The 22,498-nt window shown below is 56.5% G+C and carries 14 protein-coding genes, 3 tRNA genes and 1 pseudogene; 8 read left to right on the top strand and 10 right to left on the bottom strand.

All coding sequences use genetic code 11. From position 1 onward, the window contains the following. Window positions 1-30 precede the first annotated feature (30 nt). Window positions 31-720 carry a porin OmpL gene (gene ompL, locus G5182_RS09955; protein ID WP_216953422.1) on the top strand — a complete coding sequence of 230 codons (690 nt, stop codon included), beginning with the start codon at window positions 31-33 and terminating at the stop codon, window positions 718-720. Between the two features lie 42 nt (window positions 721-762). Continuing rightward, window positions 763-1,530 carry an SDR family NAD(P)-dependent oxidoreductase gene (locus G5182_RS09950; RefSeq protein WP_216953421.1) on the top strand — a complete coding sequence of 256 codons (768 nt, stop codon included), beginning with the start codon at window positions 763-765 and terminating at the stop codon, window positions 1,528-1,530. Between the two features lie 356 nt (window positions 1,531-1,886). Here the strand turns inward: G5182_RS09950 and G5182_RS09945 are convergent. Then, a tRNA-Ser gene (locus G5182_RS09945) sits at window positions 1,887-1,974 on the bottom strand. A gap of 183 nt (window positions 1,975-2,157) precedes the next feature. Continuing rightward, a complete protein-coding gene (gene dauA / locus G5182_RS09940) occupies window positions 2,158-3,894 on the bottom strand; it encodes a C4-dicarboxylic acid transporter DauA (RefSeq protein WP_139478114.1) in 1,737 nt (578 codons plus the stop codon). A gap of 487 nt (window positions 3,895-4,381) precedes the next feature. On the opposite strand from dauA, the gene G5182_RS09935 reads away from it, so the two are divergent. Together G5182_RS09935 and G5182_RS09930 are read left to right on the top strand one after the other, a co-directional pair. Beyond that, a tRNA-Asn gene (locus G5182_RS09935) sits at window positions 4,382-4,457 on the top strand. 4 nt (window positions 4,458-4,461) lie between these two features. Beyond that, window positions 4,462-4,537 (top strand) — tRNA-Asn (locus G5182_RS09930). A gap of 44 nt (window positions 4,538-4,581) precedes the next feature. On the opposite strand, the gene G5182_RS09925 is transcribed toward G5182_RS09930, so the two are convergent. Further along, window positions 4,582-5,655, bottom strand: a complete 1,074-nt coding sequence (locus G5182_RS09925) for an HNH endonuclease (protein ID WP_201936379.1) — start codon at window positions 5,653-5,655, stop codon at window positions 4,582-4,584. Beyond that, a complete protein-coding gene (locus G5182_RS09920; protein ID WP_227342609.1) occupies window positions 5,639-6,265 on the bottom strand; it encodes a class I SAM-dependent methyltransferase in 627 nt (208 codons plus the stop codon). The genes G5182_RS09925 and G5182_RS09920 overlap by 17 nt, the downstream gene beginning before the upstream one ends. Window positions 6,266-6,526: 261 nt before the next feature. Between G5182_RS09920 and G5182_RS09915 the strand changes: the two genes are divergently transcribed. Next, window positions 6,527-11,725, top strand: a complete 5,199-nt coding sequence (locus G5182_RS09915; protein ID WP_227342608.1) for a RecQ family ATP-dependent DNA helicase — start codon at window positions 6,527-6,529, stop codon at window positions 11,723-11,725. Window positions 11,726-11,874: 149 nt separating this feature from the next. Here G5182_RS09915 and G5182_RS09910 read toward each other — a convergent pair. Both G5182_RS09910 and G5182_RS09905 read right to left on the bottom strand, forming a co-directional pair. Next, window positions 11,875-12,930, bottom strand: a pseudogene (locus G5182_RS09910) (IS3 family transposase). A 72-nt stretch (window positions 12,931-13,002) separates the two neighbouring features. After that, window positions 13,003-13,722, bottom strand: coding sequence for a hypothetical protein (locus G5182_RS09905; protein ID WP_408082995.1), 720 nt, complete (start codon window positions 13,720-13,722; stop codon window positions 13,003-13,005). 295 nt (window positions 13,723-14,017) lie between these two features. Between G5182_RS09905 and G5182_RS09900 the strand changes: the two genes are divergently transcribed. Both G5182_RS09900 and G5182_RS09895 read left to right on the top strand, forming a co-directional pair. Continuing rightward, on the top strand, window positions 14,018-14,569 hold the full coding sequence (locus G5182_RS09900) for a lipoprotein (RefSeq protein ID WP_227342604.1): 552 nt from the start codon (window positions 14,018-14,020) through the stop codon (window positions 14,567-14,569). A gap of 195 nt (window positions 14,570-14,764) precedes the next feature. Continuing rightward, complete coding sequence (locus tag G5182_RS09895) at window positions 14,765-16,762, top strand: hypothetical protein (RefSeq protein ID WP_227342603.1); 1,998 nt, start codon at window positions 14,765-14,767, stop codon at window positions 16,760-16,762. Window positions 16,763-16,846: 84 nt separating this feature from the next. On the opposite strand, the gene glgC is transcribed toward G5182_RS09895, so the two are convergent. Continuing rightward, window positions 16,847-18,121 carry a glucose-1-phosphate adenylyltransferase gene (glgC, locus tag G5182_RS09890; RefSeq protein WP_227342601.1) on the bottom strand — a complete coding sequence of 425 codons (1,275 nt, stop codon included), beginning with the start codon at window positions 18,119-18,121 and terminating at the stop codon, window positions 16,847-16,849. Window positions 18,122-18,310: 189 nt separating this feature from the next. Here glgC and G5182_RS09885 point away from each other — a divergent pair, with 189 nt between their 5' ends. Further along, on the top strand, window positions 18,311-19,951 hold the full coding sequence (locus tag G5182_RS09885; protein ID WP_227342600.1) for an EAL domain-containing protein: 1,641 nt from the start codon (window positions 18,311-18,313) through the stop codon (window positions 19,949-19,951). Here G5182_RS09885 and G5182_RS09880 read toward each other — a convergent pair. The 3 genes from G5182_RS09880 to G5182_RS09870 all read right to left on the bottom strand — a co-directional run bounded on the left by G5182_RS09880 (window position 19,914) and on the right by G5182_RS09870 (window position 22,430). Continuing rightward, entirely contained in the window at window positions 19,914-20,408 is a 495-nt protein-coding gene (locus G5182_RS09880; protein ID WP_227342598.1) for a hypothetical protein, read from the bottom strand. The two genes, G5182_RS09885 and G5182_RS09880, sit on opposite strands and share 38 nt — an antisense overlap. Before the next feature lie 175 nt (window positions 20,409-20,583). Continuing rightward, on the bottom strand, window positions 20,584-20,946 hold the full coding sequence (locus G5182_RS09875) for a DUF2750 domain-containing protein (protein WP_005337077.1): 363 nt from the start codon (window positions 20,944-20,946) through the stop codon (window positions 20,584-20,586). Window positions 20,947-21,125: 179 nt separating this feature from the next. Continuing rightward, window positions 21,126-22,430 (bottom strand): inosine/guanosine kinase, encoded by a 1,305-nt coding sequence (locus G5182_RS09870; RefSeq protein ID WP_216953402.1) that lies wholly within the window; start codon window positions 22,428-22,430, stop codon window positions 21,126-21,128. Window positions 22,431-22,498: the final 68 nt, after the last annotated feature.

The raw sequence follows: 22,498 nt of genomic DNA, 5'->3' as shown, positions 1-22,498 counted from the left end.
TATCAACTTACCATTGGCGAGTCAATCACTATGCGTATCCACCCCAAAATATGCTTAATCCCTCTTATATGCTGCAACGCAGCTTTCGCAGGCGGTTATTTTGAAAGCCGTGAGGCATTTAACTTTGCTACCGACCAACATGAGTTATTGTTGCGACTCGGCTATAACTGGGAATCTGGTGCGGGTATTATGGCCAGCAATGCGTATAATACCGATAAACTAGACAAGCTAAAGCACAGTTATAACGAAATTGAAGGGTGGTATCCGCTATTAAATTTAACCACCAAACTCTCGGTCAATGCCGGTGGTTTGGTTAACTCCTCTAGCTCTGGCTCTGGTGGCTCTGCGTATCTGGATGGAAAGTACAACTTTACCGATAACTTTTCCGTTATTGCACGATACCGTTACAATCATCAAAATTATCTAACTACGGATCTTGATGGTTATGGCGATAATAACGATACCAATGAATACGCACTGTATATTGTCAATAAAATAACACCAGCTTTGACCCATACTTTTGAATCGCACTATTTTTCTCGCGTCAATAATTTCAACAGTGCTAATGGGAAAGATCATCACTGGGAGCTAACCAGTCAAACCCGCTATCGAATCAATCCACAATGGATGCCTTATCTGGAATTACAGTGGTACGATAGAAATATTGCCTATGATGCAGAGGCATACCGGATCCGTATTGGTGTTAAATACTTTTTCTAATGTTGCCAGATGAATTCAATCTATGACTCACGGAGAGCAGTTATGAACTATTCCCAGCAAGTACAATATCACTCTATTGCCGGCAAGGTCGCCGTTATCACAGGTGGCGCCAGTGGCATTGGCGAAGAGTTGGTGCGCGCCTTTGTCAGCCAAGGTGCCAAAGTCGCCTTCCTCGATTTTGATAAATCTGCAGGCGAAGCACTCGCGCATGAGCTCGACTGCCTGTTTCTGTTTTGCGATGTCACCGACCTGACTCTGCTCAAAGCGTGTTTTACGACCATTGAACAACAGCTGGGCAGTGTCGATATCCTGATCAACAACGCGGGCAGCGATGATCACCATAAAATTGAGGATCTGACCGAGGAGTATTTCGAAAACCGCATCAATATCAATCTGCGTCACCAGTTGTTTGCGATCCAAGCCGTGTTGCCAGGCATGGAGCAAAAAGGGAGCGGCAGCATCATCAATATGGGATCCATCAACTGGATGCGGGGCCGCCCCGGGAGAGTCTGCTACTCCCTGTCAAAAGCCGCTATCCATGGTTTTACCCGTACCCTGGCGCAGGAGTTGGGCGCAAGAGGCATTCGGGTTAACAGCCTGGTCCCAGGCGCAATCCGTACCCCCAAACAGGATGCGATGTGGGCGCAACTCGACCCTGCCGCGGTGAACCAGTTTGTCGAACTGCAAGCACTCAAATTCCGTCTCGATGGCTCACATTGTGCTCGCATGGCCCTCTTCCTGGGTTCTGACGAATCCAATGGCTGTACCGGCCAAGATTTCATTGTTGATGCGGGGCTTACTCTGAACTAAGGCTCTGTCCCAAGGCTGTCTGCTTGAAATGATGAGGTTTGAGCAATATCTGGCTGGCATGGCATTCAACCATGCCGGGCAATCCAGAAGAGGCAAATGCTGCAGATATTGCTTGTTTTTATAGATACGCGCTTGGCTAGATGGGACAGGTCTCGATGCAAATGGGGAAAACGCCATTAGCCTGAGTGCTCTCAATACTCCTCTCTTACAACGGGGAGTACCGGGAGAACCCACCATCTCCAGAATTATTCAATCAGATAGCATGCCAGCCAACATCAGATGACATAGTGGATGGCATATCAAAAATCGTACATAAAGAAAAAGCCCAAGCAATGTAATTGCTTGGGCTTATCATTTGGCGGTGAGGGAGGGATTCGAACCCTCGATACGTTGCCGTATACACACTTTCCAGGCGTGCTCCTTCAGCCACTCGGACACCTCACCAAATTTTTTCTCACTGCTTTATGTGCTTGAGCTGCACATTCGCTGGCGGACCATGCCGCGGCGACGGGGCGTAATGTAAGGGATACGATGGCTTTTGGTCAATGCAATTTTTTACTTTTTGCGTTCATTTGCTCAATATCCGAACCAAGTGACTAAAAATATGCCGTTTCGTATCCCTTTCAATCAATTTACTGCCGCTTCGTGCAAATGTTCACCTTTGAGCGCCTCTTCCAGCGAACCGTAGAATTCCAGCTTGCCGGGCTGCGGTCGCACCTTGGCGCGAGCCAGGGTCTTGAGCGGTTGGAACTGCAACTCGGCCACCCGCAACTCGACACCGGCTTTGGCCATCTGCTTGCCAAAGTGGAGGAAGGCAGACAGGCCGCCCGCATCGAGGATGGAAACCGCTTCCATCTGCAACACCAGCACCTTGTGCCCTTTCACTTGCGCTTCCAGCTCGGCAAAGACCCGTTCGGCCGCGGCGAAGAAGAGCGGGCCGTTGATCTTGTAGAGCAGGCCATTGTCCGGCACCTCGTGGGCATAGCGCTTGTGCTCGGCCAAATCGTGCAGTTTGGTCATCTTGGCGATTTCGCGCATAAAGAGCAGGGAGGCCAGAATCACCCCGAAGGTGATGGCGATAACCATGTCGAAAATGACGGTGAGTGACAGGCAGACCAGCAGCACCAGCACATCGGATTTGGGGGCACGACGGATCAGCTCCACCACCTTGTGCGCTTCACTCATGTTCCAGGCCACGATGAGCAGCAAGGCTGCCATGGCCGAGAGCGGCAACCAAGAGAGCCAGGGGGCCAGCACCAGAATGGCGGCCAGCACCACCAGCGCATGGACGATCCCCGAGACGGGGGACGTAGCGCCTGCACGCACGTTGGCGGCAGAGCGAGCGATGGCGGCGGTAGCGGTAATGCCGCCAAAGAAGGGGGCGAAGATGTTGCCAAGCCCCTGCCCCACCAGCTCGGCGTTGGAGCTGTGCTTGCGACCTGTCATCCCATCAAGCACCACGGCGCAGAGCAGCGATTCGATCGCCCCCAGCATCGCCATGGAGAAGGCGGCAGGCAGCAGCCGCTCAACAGCCGCCAGGTTCCATTCAACTGGCAAGCCATCAGGTCCGGGCAAGGCCCAGGGCATCACCAGGGTCGGCGCGATGGGCGGGATCCCCATCCCCTGGGTGCCATCGGCCAGGGTATAGCTGAACTTGCTGCCGATAGTGGCCACATCCACCCCAAAGTAATGGAGGCCAAAACCCAGACCTACCCCGACCAGCACCGCGGGCAAGTGGCCGGGCACCGGCAGACGCAGGCGTGGCCAGAGCAGCAGCACGGCCAGTGTTGCGACCCCCACCAGGGTATCGCCCCACTGCCAGCTTGGCAGGGCGGCGGCCAGCGCTTCGACCTTGCCCAGATAGGTTTCCGGCATCTCGGGCACGCTTAGGCCAAAGAAGTCCTTGATCTGCAAGGTGGCAATCACGATGGCGATCCCACCGGTAAAACCCAGCGTCACTGACGGGGGAATGTACTCGATAAGGCGGCCAAGACGGGCCATCCCCATCGCCACCAGAAAGAGGCCGGAGATGAGCGTCGCCATCAACAGACCACCGACCCCGAACTGCTGGGCGACCGGATAGAGGATCACTACAAAGGCAGCGGTCGGGCCGGAGATGGAGTAGCGGGAGCCACCGGTCACGGCGATCACGATTCCAGCAATGATGGCGGTATAGAGACCGTGTTGCGGCGGCACACCGCTGGCGATGGCCAGTGCCATGGCGAGCGGGATGGCGATGATGCCCACCGTCACACCGGCGATAAGATCACGGCCGAAGCGGGCCATGCTATAGGGTTCATCAATACAGGACTGGCGTAAGGCTATGGCGAGCTTCACGCTATTTAAAGAGGCTTGCTTGTGCATGTATATCGTAATACCAGAAGAGGGAGATAAAGGCCGGAGAGATCCGGCGCCCGATCATCATCAAGGGCCGGCAGGGCTGTCGACGCGGCGATGGTATCCTGCGTAACCTTACTCCAGACGGGCCATTTTTTCGATGGGCAGGATCAATGAAACGCGCGCTCACCCATTATTTGGCCTATTTGCCGCCAAATCGCCGATCTTGACTCCTGCTCTCTCCCTTTTAGCCACAAAGATCACCACTTGAGTCTTGTTGGCTTGCCGGCACGTTCGCGACATCATGCTGTCATCATCAGGTTGATGCGAACCGAGCCAATAACCCCGGGGCCGGTTGGGGGCTGTGATGGCAAGAGACTGATTGTGCTGAAAATAAACCGCAAAGCACAACTTTTGGGCAAACAGTCCGAAAATCCGGTTTTCGGGAAATTCGCGGGTTGACACCCGCCGCCCTGGTCATTAATATTCGCCCCGTCTTAACGAGACAGGCAATTCCTCCTTAGTTCAGTCGGTAGAACGGCGGACTGTTAATCCGTATGTCACTGGTTCAAGTCCAGTAGGAGGAGCCACTTTTCCCTCGTAGTTCAGTAGGTAGAACGGCGGACTGTTAATCCGTATGTCACAGGTTCAAGTCCTGTCGAGGGAGCCAAATTCTAAAGCCCAGCCTTTTGGCTGGGCTTTTTCGTATCTGCCTCAGAAGAGTCTAGAGAAGCCTGGATTACTCATCCCCATACTGAGGGCTGTCACGTCCACAAACAGGTCAATACCACGCCACAACCGAGCATGCTCACGGAGTGCTTGCTGATAGGCCCAAGTAGCGATGGCAGTAGAACGCTCGGCATCGACGCTGACCAGAGGGGCCAGCTCGTCCGTGAGGTACGCCCCATGGGTCAGGATATTCTGCTCGTACCAAGCATCCCTGTGCTCGGGAGCGGCAAGAAAATCCCGTTTGCTCCGGTTACAGTTGGCGTGTGCCAGTACGAAGTTGTGGCCCAAATCGATTGGATAACGACGCCAGGGGATGAAATGGTCTACCTCACCACTCCCGTGTATCGCCTTGTTACAGTAAAAACAGGTTCCCCCCTGCAAGTCCCTCAATACCTCTCCTACTCGCCCCAGCGCCTGACGGCTTGAACCAAATAGAAAATTCTCCAACCCCACACTGGGGCCAATCAGTGGCTGATTACCCTTGATGTCGCAGATAAGCTGTAACCAATGCTGTCGGGAGAGGGAGACCACCAGATCGTAAAAGCGGTGGAGACAGTAGAGAATGCCGGGATTAAGGCAGATATGATCCGCGCCCCTTTGGTGCGGATAGAGGTGGCACTCCTCTCGCCCACCCAGGATCTGCAGACGCCACAAGGGTCCCTCAACAAGGATGCGCCGAACTCGGGCAAGAAGAGGCCGCCAGGCGTCGTGCCGACGCAGTGCAGTTACCGAGCGGACCCCCTCTGCACGCAGCCGGGACAACTCCGTCAGCATGATGGCCTGACGACCGCTGCTCTGTTTGAGCAAGGTAGCCGTTTCTCCCGTCGCCGAGTAGGGCAGACTGTGCTGCCAATAAAGCTCCACAAACTTGGTGGCCAGTTCGTCCAGCGTAATAGTGCGCGCCGCGGTCAGATCATGGGTCTCGGTACTGCGCTCAATCGCGATATCTGCAATCCCGTGGAGCAAGGCGCACTTGTAAGTGGCCACAAAATCGCCTTCGGTAAAGATGCGTTGCAGATAGGCAATAAAAGCGAGTTGTTGCTCAGGGGAGGCGTGCATGTTCACCCCCAAGGATCAGACTCTGCCAACTCAAGCCGCTACGCGCCAAGACATCCTCCTGTGGTCCTGACACATGGAGCAGTGTCATCCCCTCCTCCAATGCAAGCCGCTCCACCTCATCGACAGCTACCGGATACATGGCTCGCTCCCGCATCTCCTGCTCCGAGATAACCAGACGAAGACTCAGTACCAGATAACCATCTGGTGAGAGCAGCTCATGAAGACGTGCCAGCGCCAAGGGACGAGACTCCGGGGGTAGATGCATCCAGACAGCACTGAGCAAAATCAGATCAAAAGTACCGATCACGCGAGAGAGAGCCGGCATAGCGTCATTGACCCAATCCACTGCAACATCCCGGGTATGGCACTGTCCCAGCGAAGCGAGTGCCTGACTGGGTTCGACAGCGACCACACTGTGGCCCTGATGGAGCCCGGCCAAAAACGCGGCATCCCGACCACTGCCAGCCCCTACATCGAGCAACCGGCGCGGCGCCGCCACGAGCCAAGGCTCCAGCAGAGTGAGCCAGTCGCAATGAACAGTGCGCGAAGATACCTGTTGGTAACGGGCCGCCAATTCGGTGGCGTGGCGCTGGTAGTAGTCGAGGGACACAGTGCGTTCCAATCGGAAAATAAAGGGAAATAGTCTCACAAGATCAGTGGGTTGACTATGACAAGGACGACACTTTACAGACATGAACGATTAAGGGAGCAGAGGCATTTACAAAAACGGGATGCCAGCCAAAAGAAGCGCGGCCAGAGGGCTCTGAATGATGCCACCGCTCAACATTTCGGGTAATATTTGTCCAACTCACTGATCTCTTGGCACTTATTATCGCCATGAGAGGTCAACGCCAGATGGAGATGGCTATTGATGAACCCAGCTGATGTCGTGGCCCTGTTTGGGGATGACAAGATTCTTTCTTTTGACCTTGAGCTGACCAGGGATGAAAAGCTGCGCCATCTGGGTGCACTCCTGGCTGATCGTGAGCTCAATCTCAAAGGCCCGCAGGATCTCTCCCTCAAGGCGTTAAATGCTCTGGCACAGGGGGCTGAGGTAATCCTTGGCCATAATATTCTCGATTTTGATCTCCCCTGGTTGGCCAAACAGGCTGTACGTCCCCAGTTGCTTCTCGAAAAGCCGGTAATAGATACCCTCTATCTATCTCCCCTTGCCTTTCCCAAAAACCCCTATCACCGCTTGGTCCAGGATTACAAACTGGTTCGGGATACCCTCAATGATCCGGTCGCGGATGCAAGGCTCGCATTGCAGATCTTCTCGGAACAGTTGATAGCCCTGCAAGCCTTACCCCTGTCCCAATTGCAGCTTTATCAATATCTGTTCGACCAGGGAGTCATGGCGCAATTTAACACTCAGGGTCTGTCACTGGTGTTTGCCAGACTGACAGGCCGCCCGCCAGTGCGGGTCTCGGAGCTACCCACTCTCATCAAGAGCATTGCCCATGAGAAAGCGTGCCCCAATCAGCTCAACCGGGTGATTGGTGATGCCCTGCGTCAACCCATGCTGTTGTTACCATTGGCTTATGCCTGCGCCTGGTTGCCCGTGTCCGGCGGGAACTCCGTGTTGCCCCCCTGGATTTGGCGCCGCTTCCCCCAGACCGCAGAAATCATTCACACAATTCGTGAACGTCACTGCGGTCATGCTGACTGCAGCTATTGTCAGGAGAACCACGATGCACGCCGCCATCTGCAGCGAATCTTCGAGCTCGACAACTTTCGCAACCTGCCTGATGGGACACCATTGCAGAAGACCTTGATCGAGGAAGCCATGGCTGGCGTCGCATTGCTCGGCATACTCCCAACCAGCGGCGGCAAGTCGCTCTGCTACCAGCTCCCGGCACTGGTGCGTAACCAGCGAAGCGGTGCTCTCACGGTCGTGATATCCCCCCTGCAGGCACTGATGAAGGATCAGGTGGACAACCTTAAACACAAGGCCGGTATTGAAGGGGTTGCCGCTATCTCGGGGCTGCTGACGCTACCAGAGCGAGGCGCGATTCTTGAACAGATCCGTATGGGGGATATCGCCTTGCTCTATATCTCCCCCGAGCAGTTGCGCAACCGCACAGTCAAACAAGCAATACGACAACGTCAGATCGGTGGCTGGGTATTTGACGAAGCGCACTGCCTGTCGAAATGGGGGCATGATTTTCGCCCTGACTATCTCTACTGTGCCAAGGCCATCGCCACCATTGCCAAGGAACAGCAGGTCCCCATGCCTCCTGTCTTCTGCTATACCGCGACCGCCAAACCGGATGTGATTGAGGATATTTGCGCCCAGTTTCTCGACAAACAGCCCCGACCTCTTCTCAGACTGGAAGGCGGGGTTGAACGTACCAACCTCGAATATGCCGTCGTTGAGTGTCCCGGTCTCAATAAACAGGGCCATATCCTTAACCTGCTCGAGCAGTTCTTCGGTGAGGAAAAGCCCGGTTCCTGCGTTATCTACTGCGCAACCAAGCGCAGCGTGGACGAGCTGGCCGATTTCCTCGGTCAGCAACAATCCCTCCCTGTCTCGCGCTTTTACGCCCGAATGGACAGTGCCCAGAAAAAAGCGACTCTCGAACAATTTATCAATGGCGAGATCCGGGTCATCTGCGCGACCAACGCCTTCGGGATGGGGATCGACAAGGATGATGTGCGTTTGGTGATCCATGCCGATATCCCCGGCTCCCTCGAAAACTATCTACAGGAAGCGGGACGAGCGGGACGCGATACAGCACAAGCCCACTGCGTACTGCTGTTTGATGAACAGGATATCGAGAAACAGTTCCAGCTCGAGGCAATGAGTGAAGTCAGCCTGCGCGATATCAAGCAGATTCTGCGCGGAATACGGCTCAGGGCCAGCAAAGGCGGCAAGCAGGAGAACAACCCGCCACTGGTCGCCACCAGTGCAGAGCTCATCAACCAGCCTGAGGTGGAAACCAGCTTTGCTGCCGATGACAGCAATGCGGATACCAAGGTCAAGACAGCGATCGCCTGGCTCGAGCGCGCTGGCTATCTGGAGCGCAGCGACAACATCACTCAGGTTTTTCAGGGGCGCCCTCTGTTTGCTTCCACAGAAGAGGCAATGAAAAGGGTAGACAGTCTAAAACTCGCTCCCAAGGCCAAAGCCATCTGGCAAGCGGTTATCCAGGCGCTGATGAGTGCTGCCGATGATGATGGTCTCAGTGCCGATGCCATTGCCGAAGAGGCAGGCCAATACATGGCCGATCACGGAAGTGGAGTTCAGGCCAGTGAAGTGATGCGGGTACTCACCCAGATGGCGGATGTCGGTCTGCTCTCTCAGGGGATGTTACTGACTACCTGGCTTCGCCCCAAAGGAAGAGACAATGCCAAGGTGCTCTGCGGGCAAGTACACAGCATTGAAAAGGCGATGCTGGACACCTTGCGTGAAACAGAACCCGAACCTGATACAGGGCAAGGGCTGATCTTTAACATTCGACTGGTCAATCAGGCCATCAAAGATCTGGGGCATGAGCGGTGTAACCCTGGCTTGCTGCGCAATTTGCTGACCAGCTGGGCCCAGGATGGTCGCTCGGGGGGCGAGAAAGGCTCCATTGATGTCAAATATCTCTCTCGGGATCTTTACCAACTCACCTTCAACCGAACCTGGTCCCAGATTGAGCAGACAATTGAGCAACGCCATCGCGTCACTGGCGCCACCCTCGATTTTCTCTACACCCTGTTGGCAAGCAGCGAAGAGAGTGTCCAGCGCCAAGTGATGCTGTCATTTGCCCTGGAACAACTGGTCAAATACCTGCGAGAAGACATGGATGTGGCTCAGCTAATGAACAAGCGGGAGGCAAGCAGCCAGCAGGAGTGGTTGCTCAAAGGGGCAGAGCGGGCACTTCTCTACCTGCATGAGCAACACGCCATCGTGCTGCAAAATGGCCTTGCCGTGTTCCGAAGCGCTATGACCCTCACGCTGACCGCTGAGCGGCAGCAACAATACAACAAGGCAGACTATCAGCCGCTTGAGCATCACTATCGCCAGAAGGTGATTCAGATCCATGTGATGAATGAATACGCCCGCATCAGCCTGGAGCACTTCAAGAAAGCCAAAAAGCTGGTGACAGACTACTTTTCCATGGAAGCTGACAAGTTCCTCGGTCACTACTTCAAAGGGCGCAACAAAATCCTGGAGCTGGCGACCAGCGAACACTCCTGGAAGCGCATTGTCGAAGATCTTCACAACCGAGCCCAGGAGCAGATCGTTCAGGCACCGCCCGAGCAAAACTTGCTGGTACTGGCAGGCCCGGGGTCAGGCAAGAGCAAGGTGATTATCCACCGCTGCGCCTACCTGATGCGGGTCAAGCAAATCTCCCCATCGCGGATCATGTTGCTCTGTTACAACCATAATGCGGCGATGTCCCTGCGCCGACGCCTGACCGAGTTGCTGGGGCGTGACGGAGCACGGGTCTCGGTATTCACCTTTCACGGTCTCGCAATGAGTCTGACAGGCAATGCGGTGCAAAACCGGACATCCGACGATATCGACTTTACCACCATCATTGATGACGCAATCAAGCTGCTCCGGGGGGAGCAGAACCAGCTCGGTCTCGAATTGGAAGAGCAGCGGGAAAAGCTGCTCGGTGGATTGCAATTCCTGCTCGTCGACGAGTATCAGGACATTGATGAACAACAGTACCAGCTTATCGCGGCACTGGTGGGCAAAAGCGAAGAGGATGAGGAGGCCCGACTGCATCTGATGGCTGTGGGTGATGATGACCAATCGATCTACGCCTTTCGCGACGCGAACGTCAGCTTTATTCGCCGCTTTGAGCACGACTACAATGCCCAGACTCACTTCCTGACCTGGAACTATCGTTCCACCACCCACATCATCGAGACCTCCAACCGCGTGATTGAGCACAATCAGGATCGCATGAAGCGTACACATCCCATCAAGATCGACGACAGGCGCAAGATGGAAGTGGCCGGGGGGCACTGGGAGGGACTGGAGGCAGCACAGGGCCGTGTCATCATCCAGCAGTGCCAGGATGTGGCGCAACAGGCAGCCGAGGTTGTGAGACATATCGCGCTTATCCGTGAGAAGACTCCCACTTGCCCGCTGGAATCTATCGCCGTGCTGGCCCGTAATGGGCTGGAGAAGGAGGAACTGGCCTGGGTTCGCTCGGCGCTGGCAGATGCCGATATTCCCTGTCGTTTTACTCTGGATAAAGAGAACGGTTTTCCTGTGCATCGCTGCCGTGAAATCTTGCGCTATCAGAATTGGCTACAACAGCAAGGTCATGCCCTGCTGACAGCGGAGCAACTTGCAGCCCCTCTCCCTCCACTCTCACTGGCCAACCGTTGGGAGGAGCTACTGCACAATCTGATTGCTCAATGGCAAGCCAGCCAGGGAGAGCACGCTCTTTCTGCCCACCACTTCCTGATGTTCCTCTACGAGTATTTGAGCGAGCAAAAGCGCCAGATCCGCTTCGGTAAAGGGGTATTGTTAAGTACGGTACATGGGGTTAAGGGGGAGGAGTATCGCCATGTGATACTTCTCGACGGCGGCTGGCAACGCGCGGCGGAGCTATCGACCAGTAACCTGGAAGAAGAGCGGCGCCTCTTCTATGTGGGGATGACACGTGCTATCGAAAGGCTGGTTCTCATGGCTCGCCACGATCAACGTAATCCCCATATTCCACTGATCGCCTCCCACTGCTACGTGCAGAGACCTTACGCAACCCGACCGGACAGACAACGTCGTTTTGCCATGATGGGTATGTCGCAACTGGTGTTGGGCTATGCCGGACGCAGTAGCGAGACTCATCGTATCCACCGCCTGCTCAGTCAGATAAAGGTTGGCGATGCCGTGCGTATCGCTCCCGATAAAAACAACAAGCTTCATGTGTATCACCAGAATCACGAAATAGCTCGCCTCTCCCTGCTCGGCGAAGAGACCTGGAAATTCGACATGAATAGCATCCGTGAAGCCCGAGTGATTGCTCTGGTGGAACGACGTAAAGAACAGGAGAAAGAAGAGTATCAACCCAAGATGCGCAGCGAACGTTGGGAGATCCCCATAATCGAGCTGGAGTTATGAACCAAACTGGTAGCCCCCCATGCTACCGGGATAGACCTTCACGACTTGCAGCACCAGCTGTGCCGGTACTGCAATAGGTGATAGTGAAAGCTTGGTGACTTGACGACACGTCGCTGCCAATAGCCTCAATTCAGGTCATAATGTAGTGGTCAACTAAATCCGGACACTTGGTTAGGCCGTTCTTCGGCTTTTGCTGGCGGTATCCCGTCATTGTGGCAATGTGGACGCCGCCAGTTGTAGTAAGTAATCCATCAGGTAATAACTGATATCTCGTTTCGCTTCTCGCAAGCTCATATATCCCATAGCCGGGAGCCACTCTGACTTCAGGCTCCTGAACAGTCGCTCCATCGGGGCGTTATCCCAGCAGTTACCACGACGACTCATACTCTGGGTCATGCGATAGCGCCACACTCGTTGCCGAAATGCCCGGCTGCCATATTGGCTGCCCTGGTCAGAGTGAAATAGCACACCGGATGGGCAACCCCGCTGCTGATAGGCCATCTCCAGTGCTTTGATGGCTAGCTCTGCATCTGGTTTATCTGACATCGCCCAGCCCACGACCCGCCGGGTGTGCAGGTCAAGAACCGCTGCCAGGTAATGCCAACGACCACCTGCCCAGACGTAGGTGATATCGCCACACCACACCTGATTGGGTTGCTGGACATCAAATTCACGGGCCAGCAGATTGGGAATGTCCGGTCGTTCAGACTGTGCCACCTTATAGCGGTGTGCGCCCGGCTGTTTGGATACCAGCCCGGCTTCCTTCATCAGGTTACGTACTTTGAATCGGCCAATCTGATACCCCAACTCTCGCATCATCGACATCAAGGCGCGGCTGCCCGCTGAGTTCCGGCTTTCTTTGAACAACCTGCGCAACTCAGAGCGCTGCTGCATACGCTCACGGTTAATCGTCCGCCTGCGAGTCAGATAGTCGTAAAAGCAGGAGGTGGGAACATCGAAAGCGCGGCAGACCAGAGTGATGGGGCTTCCAGCTCCTGGATTTTCTGCAGCTCCGGAGTCAGCGCTTTGCTGATTGGGGTAGTGCCAATTCGTTAGGATTGAAGCTGCTGAACCCAACGACGCAGTACGGTTTCACCGACATCCAGTGAACAGCTGGCTTCAGGGACAGAATATCCCTGGTCGAGCACCAGGGATGCGGCTTCGAGTTTGAATGCGGCAGTAAATGAGCGACGTAATCTTGTCATTGAACACCTCAGGTCATGGTGGCGACTGTACCACCTAAAATGGTGTCCGGGATGATTAGACCACTACATTGCTTATTGGCGGGTGACCCGGATCTGCAGGGTCTGGCGCTCGCTCTGGCTGCCTCGTCCGCCCTGTAGCTGGGTGCCGAGCCTGCTCCCCTGATCTGCCGAGCTGGTTGAGAGCTCCCCCACTGTCAGCCACTGGCCCGGGGCTCCACTGACCTCGGTGGCACTCTGCCCGCGATTGATGGTGCCCTGATCCAGCCTCGCCTGTTCGCTGCTCAGCGCAATCTGCACCCGATCGCCAATCAAGGTGGCCGTGGCATAGAGGCCGTTCACCAGCGGCATCATCCCCACCACGGCGCCCCCGTTCCACTGATAGAAGGTGACCGGCTGATAGGAGCCCATCTGCAGCAACACGGGACGACCCGACAGCCCGCGCACCTGCCAGCTGTCGTTCTGGCTGCGCTGGTACTGCTGGGCGTTGCCATCGACCAGCCATTGCCGCTTGGCCTCGTCACGACTTACTGAACCGCCCAGTTGTTCACTGCTGGAAAGCCCATCCACCCGCCACTCGATAAGCAGGCTTTGCGGTGGCTGGTTGATCTGCGCCAGCGTGGCTTCGGCCTCCTGCAGCTGGGCTGGCGTCCCGCTCAGCACCAGCTGATTACCCATGGAGCTGACCCCAAGCTGGGGATAGATCTCCTTGAGGGTCTGCACCGCCGCCTGCGCCTCGAAGACCGGGATCACTTTCACCTCGGCCCACAGCGATGGGCTCCAGAGTCCCATCATGCAGCCAAGCCACAGCAGCGCCCTGCGGCCAATCTTGCCCATCCGAACCATTACGCTCTCCTCGTTCTCTGTGCTCTTCTCGCTTTCTGTTCTCTTTCTCTCTGCTTAAGGTGTAGACCCCACCCGAAGCAACAGCTCAGCCCTATTTCGTTCACCCGTCGATGATGAACCCGGCGGTTGCCAAAAAACAATCGGGAATGCAGCAAGTCCGTGATTTCCCACGGTATGAGGCTCTCATTCCACGCCCGTTATCGCGTAAGATAGCGCCATCATAGTTGCCCAAGCGGAATCCATCATGTTGAAACAGTTGTTGTTACTCCCCCTTGCCCTGCTGCTGGGGGCCTGCTCCCTGACCCAGTACAATGTCAGCGAGGCCGAAATCAACCAGTACCTCAAAGATCAGGTCTCTTTTGAAAAGCAGCTGGGGATCCCCGGCATCATGTCGAGCAAGATCCGCCTGGACGAGATGCAGAGCCGTATCGGCCGCAAACAAGCAGATCGCATCGAGCTGGACGCCGCTGGCGACCTGCAGGTGAGCAGCCCCCTTGGCAGCCAGCAGATGAAGATCCGCTTTGCTTTGAGCGCACGCCCGGACTATGTGGCCGATCAGGGTGCCATCTATCTGCGCGATCTTGAGCTGCTCTCGGTCAAGACCGAGCCGGCCGATATCGGGGCCGCCCTCACCCCGCTGCTACCCACCTTCAATCAGTCGCTCTCCCTGTTCCTGTCGCAGACCCCGGTCTACCGCCTCGACAGCAGCCGCAAGAACGAAGCCAGGATCAAGGACAAGGTCGAAGCCCTCAAGGTGGAGCCGGGCCGTCTGGTCATCCCGTTCAAGCTGCTCTGATCCCCGCCACACTGGCACTTTCAGTGCAATAAACAGATAACCGTCCTTTTCGACAGCGCACATCCGGTTCAACGTGCAGCCGAATGGGGCGGTTTTTTACTTCTCAAGTCCCCATCAACACAGCATAATGCAGACCATTCTCATTTAGATTCGTCATGAGAAGCGTCAATAATAAAACCAATGGTGAGAAGGGACATGAGAAAAACCGTACTGGTTCAGGCGATCGCCTGTGCACTGATCAGCGGCGCCGCACACGCTGCCGTCAAGGTCGAAGATAAGACATTCAATACCGCCGCCAACATGCTGGCCTATACCGAATTCGAGCTCTCCGGTGAGCCGCTGGCCGAAGCGCTGGGGCTGGATCTGGATGTGCTGGATGCCAACCGTGCCGATGAACCGACCCCGTTCGACTTCGCTGCCGGCATCGAATCCTACGAATACTCCGAAGAGGCGATGTACGCCCTCAACTACCAATCCGGCATGGGCCCGCATCTGGTGAACGGGCCGCAAAACCTGGCCCGTGGCGGCACCATGGCCTCTCTGGGGCAACGGGTGTTGGCCATGGCCGACGCCGTTGGCTTCCCGGCTGATGAAGTGCCGCAGGGCATGTATCCCCTCTCCCTGCCCTACGCCTCCGCCAATCCGGAGTTTGCCCAGGCCGTCAACGCCACCCCGGTCAATGGCGACCAGATCACCATCAAGACCGCCAAAGGGACCGAGAAAACCGTCAAGACCCAGGTGCCCGCCTACTTCCGCGACTACAGCACCCTGCGCTGGAGCGGCAGCGACAACCTGCTGGTGCCCGCAGCGGTGGGCGGTATCCTGCTCAAAGAGGTGATGTGGTCCCAGGACTTCCTCGGCGGCATGCACGTAGCCGAAACCGATGAAGAGGTAGAAGCCGCCTCCGCCACCATGGATCAGGATGGCAAGCACAAGCTGGGCGTCTCTGCCGCCGATGGCTTCAATGGCATGATGCTGACCGAGCAGTCCATCGACAAGCTGGCCATCATGCAGAACCAGCTTGGCTTCGATGGCAAGCAACTGGGCGCCAGGATCACCCCGCAGTACGATCCGGCCAAGGGCGTTGTCTACTTCCCCCATCAGGTGAAAGTGACCGAAACCAGCAACAACGATGCCGGGGCCATCGGCAAGCTGGAGGTGGTGGATGGCTCCGCCCAGCTGCGCGATGCCTGGATGATGTTGTGGCCGCTCTCCGAGTTCTATGCCTTCAGCGATCAGCGCAGCGCCAACACCAACCAGAACCCGGCCTTCCACGCCGTGTTTGACGGCGCGCCGTTTGCCGCAGCACCGGCTGCCAACAAGGCCAATGACCTGGGCAAAGCGGTCGTGGGCAGCGATGCCTTCTCGCTGGCGATCAATCTCTCAAACCTCACCTTCAAGAACCTGGCAGCCCTGCACTTTGATACCAAGGATGGTACCCTGGTCGACAGCTGGCAGGCAGGCAAACAGGGCAAGCACGTCACCACCTTTGACGCCGCTTACGCACTGGTCGCCCTGCAGATCTTCCAGCGCGCTCAGGACGCGCTGCCGGTCGGTTACGCCGCCGGTGACAATGGCGAGCTGAACCTCAAGACCAAGCAGGGTCAAGAGGCGCTCGACTTGATCCGCAAACAGGCCGATTTCATCCTTGCCAACCTCAAGGGTAAAAATGGTCTGGTGCATGACGGCATCACGCTAGGTGGCAAGCTCGATGCCGGCCACTCCATCGATGCGCAGTTCGCCGCCATCCGTGGTCTGACTGCCGCCTTCCTCGCTACCTCCGATGCCAAGTACCGCACCGCCGCCCGCGAGCTGTTTATCGCCACCGACAAGGCCTACTTCAATGCCAAGGCGGGCACTTGGCTGGCGGGTAAACAGGGTGAATACACTCCCTGGACCCAGGCTGCCATCTCCGGCTCCCTACGCTCCGCCATGCTGAACCTGCGCAACGAAGGGGCCGAGAAGGCGCCCGAGTTGGAGCTGGCCAAGCTGACCGATCAATACGTCAGCTGGTTCCGTGGCACCGTCAACGGTGGCATGCAGATGGCCGAGTGGATCGGTGACTCCGGCGAGAACATCATCGAAGGTGCCGGCAGCGACACCGACGAAGATGGTGTACCGCAAGTGACCGCCGCCGGTGGCAAGCACGGCACCGCCATGGTGATGGCCGCCAAAGCAGTGGTTAGCGAATAATCTTCGCCATTCACCAGCATGAAAAAGGGAGCCAAATTGGCTCCCTTTGCATTACAGCGTCTGACACAATTTCAAGGGCTTTCCTCAAACCAGCTTGTCCAGCATCTCTTTGGTCACCAGCACAATTCCCTGTTCGGAGCGGTAGAAGCGGCGGCTATCCTCATCGGCGTTTTCACCCACCACCAACCCATCTGGCAGCACACATCCCTTGTCCACCACCACCCGGCGCAGACGGCAACCGGCGCCGATCTCGACCCCGGGGAAGATGATGGCCTGATCCAGGGTACAGAAAGAGTGCACCCGCACATTGGTAAAGAGCACCGAGTTGAGCACGAACGACCCGCTGACAATGGTCCCGCCCGCAAACATGGAGTTGATGGTCATGCCGTGCTGGCCATTGCGGTCCTGCACAAACTTGGCCGGAGGCGTCAGGGTCTGGCTGGTCCAGATAGGCCAGTTCTGATCGTAGATATCGAGCTCGGGCAGCACGGAGGCGAGATCCATGTTCGCTTCCCAGAACGAGTCCAGCGTACCCACGTCACGCCAGTAGGGCTTTTGCCCCTCGCGCGCGCCGACACAGGACATGTTGAAGGGGTGAGCAAATGCCAGCCCCTCCTCCACGATGCGGGGAATCACATCCATCCCGAAGTCGTGTTTGGAGTCCTGATTGTGAATGTCCTCCTCCAGCAGTTGGTAGAGGTACTCCGCCTCGAAGATATAGATCCCCATGGAGGCCAGCGAGCGATCTTCGCAACCCGGCATGGCGGGCGGATTGGCCGGTTTTTCGACGAAGGCGCGGATCTTGCGCTGCTCGTCAATATCCATGATGCCGAAAGCAGAGGCCTCGGCCCGCGGCACTTCGATGCAGGCTACCGTCACCTTGGCGCCAAGGCGCACATGGTCGAGCAGCATGGCGGCGTAATCCATCTTGTAGATGTGATCCCCTGCCAGCACCACCAGGTATTTGGGGCCATAGTCACGGATGATATCGACGTTCTGATAGATGGCATCGGCGGTACCGCGATACCAGTGCACCTCATCCACCCGTTGCTGGGCAGGGAGCAGGTCGATGAATTCGTTCATCTGGTAACGCAGGAAGGACCAGCCCGATTGCAGGTGACGCAGCAGGCTGTGAGATTTGTATTGGGTGACTACACCAACCCGGCGGATCCCCGAGTTGATACAGTTGGAGAGCACAAAGTCGATGATCCGGAATTTGCCACCGAAATGGACGGCAGGCTTGGCTCGGTTGTCAGTCAACTGCTTTAGGCGACTGCCACGTCCACCTGCCAGCACCAGTGCCATACTCTGATTCAACAATTGTCGTGCTTTGGCACTATTTTCTGGCTCTAACAACATGATTTACCTCTGCCTTGTTTGATCTGTTTCCAACTCATCTTCGCCTGTTTCGGTACCTGTGAAAGTGGTTTCACTCACATTTAACCGATTTCAATTGACCCTTTTCACCGAGTTGCGAGGAATAGCATGCTTTGCACCGCAAGCTTGGTTAAAATTCCCTCATAAAGCAGCCACTTCAAGGATAAAAAGATGGTTCACAAGCTTGGACGCCCCCTCTTCATGATCGCCACCATAGTGACCATACCCCTGCTGCTCCTGCAAGCAGTTTGGTTGGCCCTTCAGAGCACACCGCTCACTCTGACAGTTATTCTGGCCACCACACTGCTCGGCATGATCCTGTTGTTAATGCTGGCCATGCGCACCATGGACGGCATGGTCCAGCATCAGGAGCTCACCTGGGTCAAGGCCATCAGGAGCCGGGATCCCTCACTGCTTGATGAGCCCGCCTCCCGGGAAGTGCTGCAACAGCTGCTGGAGCAGTTCGAGAGTGCCGAACAGAGTGCCCATCGTCAGCTGACCGAACTGAGCAATCTGGCCACCACCGACGAGCTGACTCAACTACTCAACCGCCACGCCTTTCGCCGCGACATGACCGAGTTGCTGCAGCGGGATCAGGACACCCAGACAGCAAGTCTGGTGCTGATCCGCGCCACCGAGCTTGGCAAGATCAACGCCCAGCGCGGCTTCCAGTCTGGTGATGCCTACATCAAGGACATGGCGGCCCTTATCAAGCGGGTGGTGAGCCGCTTCCCGGGCAATCAGGTCTATCGCATTTCGGGGGCTGATTTCGCCGTACTGGTGCAACCGGTGGCCAATATTCCCCCCCATCTGCTGGGACAGGATTTGAAAGTGGCTTTCGATCACTATCAGGCTCAACACGAGCTGGAGAGCACCGGTTACTCGGGGTTGACCAAGCTCAGCAGCGGCCAGAAAATCGAGGCCGTGCTGGCCAGGGCGGATTTGGCGCTGGCACGCGCCCAGACCGAAACCATCAATGGCTGGGCCATCCAGCAGGATGACAACGTCTCCGATCTGCAGGGACAGCATCACTGGCGCGAGGTGCTGACTGAAGTGCTGGCACAGGAGCAGCTCAGCTTCACCTATCAGCCAATCCAGCCCCTGCACCGCAGCATGCTGGCCTACAACGAAATCTACACCCGTTTCAGCGGCGGCGATGGTACAGCCCTGCCCACCGACACCCTGTTTGCCATGGCCCAGCGGCTCGATATGGTGATGCGGCTGGAGCAACTGGTGATTGTTCATATAATGCGTCAATACCGGGCTTTTGGTGCCAATCAGAGTCGCTGGGGAGTCAATCTCTCCCCCAACCTGCTGCAAAACAGCGCCTTCCTGATCTGGCTTGACCGCCAGTTGCTCAAAGATCCCAATACCAGCGCCAATCTGGTGTTCGAGCTGGATGAAGAGCATCTGGAACGCAACCTGACCGGCGCCAAACGGGTATTTGAACTGCTGCGCCGCAACGGCAGTCGCTCGGCGATCGCCAATTTTGGCAAGGGGATCGGCTCCTTTACCCTGTTTCGCGAGCTCAAGCCCGACTACATCAAGCTGGACCCTGCCCTTATTACCGGGCTGGAGCAGGATCAGACCAACCAGCAGTTTGTGCGGATGATCGTCGATGTATCACATCGGATGGGATGTCAGGTGATTGCTGAGGGGGTAGAACAGCTTGGCCAGAAACAGCTGCTGCAGGGGATGTACGTGGATGGCTTGCAGGGCTATCTGATCGCCCGGCCGCAACCGCTGCGACCGGATATCAGCCAGCTGGGGCTCTTTACTGAGGATGCTTCAGCTTCAACAGGGTCAGAATGATGTCATTGAGCTGGCGGTAACGCTCCAACTCCTTCTGATCGTAACGGGTCGCCAGTGTAGTAGGATTGTGGCGGTTTTTGAGGTAACGGTTGATCTGCAACCGGTTGAACCCCGCCACCTGATAGACCTGGCCAAGCAGGCTATTGAGCTCATCGTGCTCCAGACCGGCTCTGGCCAGATAGTCCCCATCGGCGGGACTCTCGATCTGGTGGCTCCACTTGCCAATGCGACCACTCTCCTGCAGATAGCTGAGCCACTGCTCGATATAGAGCGGTTTGCACCCCGCCAACAGGTTGAAAAAGCCCACCGCATCGCAACGACAACCGCTCAGGAGCACGACCGCCAGCTGATCATCATCGCACTGGAAGGTCACTGGTCCGGCTTGCGCCCAATCCAGCGCCTGCACCCGAATGCTGGCCTTCTCACCCGCAGCTCCCGTTACGTCGAATACAAACATGGCGCTCCTCCCTTGGCAAAAGGTTGATGATGGACCATCCCCCTGACAGGTGCAAAGGCAAATCGGCTTTTAACTCATCAATCGGGCCATTCGACCATAAAAAAGACCGGCACCTTCGCGGATGCCGGTCTTTGTCCCGATGGCCTGTGCGTTCATGCCATCAATGGAGGCGCTTTCAGGCGTCCAGTTCAACCAGTGCCTTGGCCAGCTCGATGGGTTCGAGCTCCTGACCTTCCAGATCGGCGTTCCAGTTCGGGCCAACCAGTACATCATCTTCATCCAGATCGTTGATCCAGATATCGAGAAACTCTTCCAGATCGATCACTTCCGGCTCGTAATCGGCCCACTCGTCAACACAGTGCAGACGAGCGTCCTCTTCGGCAGACCAGAGCGGCATCACGTCGGCATCTTCAAATTCGGCTGAGCGGCAGACAACCCAGTCTTCCCCATAGCGCAGTCCCCACACCTGACCCGACTCGCGGACTTGTTCGATAAACAGTTGGAAATTGGCGTCAAGATTGTCGTTAAGCATGCTCATGGGGTTCTCTCTTTCTTTCGGGTGCTGCTGCATTGTCGGGCGACAATACGATGGCCAAATGGTGTCGCAAAAGTGACATGGACTCAAGCATATTGGGGTTATTCCGGCAAAAAAGCCGGGATAACCCCCATTAGCCTGCAAAAACGCCTCCCGATGGAGGCGCCTTGCAGATTAGGAGATCAACGCTCCCAGTAAACCTCTTCCAGGCTGTCCTCTTTCTCCGGCAAACCGCGGGAGAGACGGGGACTGCTCTGGGCCAACACCTCGTAGCTGACGCGGTTGGCGTATTTGCACACCTGGGCCAGTGAGGAGTAAGTCAGGAACTCGGAGATGTGTTTGGCGGAGTTGGGCACATTCATCCGGTGATAGGAGTTGGCCACCATGTCGTGCAGCACGGCGGAAAGCGCGCCATCCCCTGCCCCGTTGGTGTTCTTGATCTTCTCCGGGCCACCCATGTACGGGGAGATGTGGGAGTAGATCCGGGTCGGTTTGCGGCACTTGGCGCGGGCCATCGGACGGCTGAACTCATACATGTTGAACTCGGGGATGACGCCCGGCAACAGGGTATGAGTGGTCTCGCGCTTGTAGTCCTCGTCGGTGTAGCTCGCCATGTAAAGACCGATGGGGCCTGCGGTACAGAGCACCATGTCGGCCCAATCGAGCGCCTTGTCGGCCGCACCGAGCGGATCTGCGATGCCGGTCAGGGCTTCACCTTCGTCTTCGTTCATCGCCAGCACAGTCACGTTCTCGGCAATGAAGTCGCGCCACCACTGGGGGTTTTCGTCGATGACGAAACGGGTGCCCAGGGTCAGCACCACGGGAATACCGGCCTCGCGGGCATAACGCACCGCGGTCATGGCCGCCTCTTTCATCGGATCACCATCGTCACCACGCACCAGATAGGCGGTGATCACCAGGGCAGATGCCCCTTTGATCACATCCTCCGGGATGTGCTGCACATCCAGCTGGTTCATCTTGCCGGCGTTGATGCCGAAGCTGCGCTCGCCGCACTCGGTGATGAAGGTGAAGCAACGACCGATGGGGCCATCCACCGGCTGCAGATAGTCCAGATTGACGCGGGAAGAGGTGTTGCACAGATAGCGGTAGGCGTAGCAGCCGATGCGAATATCCTGACTCATCACACCCAGCAGGATGGAGTGGGAGTCGGCCAGTACCGAGTAGTTGTGTACCGTGTTGCCAATGGTGCCACCGGCAAACTCGCTCACTACCATGTTGTTGGCCTTGAGCTCGTCATAAATCCGTTCGGCCACGTCGTCGTTGATGACGACGGAGTGCCCCTTGCTCAGACCATAACGGGTCAGAAAGTCTTCATCCACATGGGCTTCAATATCAACCAGGGTCTGATCAATCCCGACCACGTAGGCTTTGCCCAGTTCGGTTAACAGGGGATTTTGCGGCACCAGGGGATCGCGTCTGTCGACAGGGAAGTAGTGTTTGGACTTGCGCTGACCGGGAAATTTCATGGCAATGTTCTGTGCTCTGGGGGAAAGAGGGGCGGGATTTTAACACAATCCGTCGCCCCGAAAAGTCG

The sequence above is a fragment of the Aeromonas sp. 600948 genome, from assembly GCF_049174875.1.
Lineage (GTDB): Bacteria > Pseudomonadota > Gammaproteobacteria > Enterobacterales > Aeromonadaceae > Aeromonas > Aeromonas veronii_A.
The sequence above is the reverse complement of the archived record's forward strand: the minus strand, read 5'-3'. Positions and strand labels throughout refer to the sequence as shown.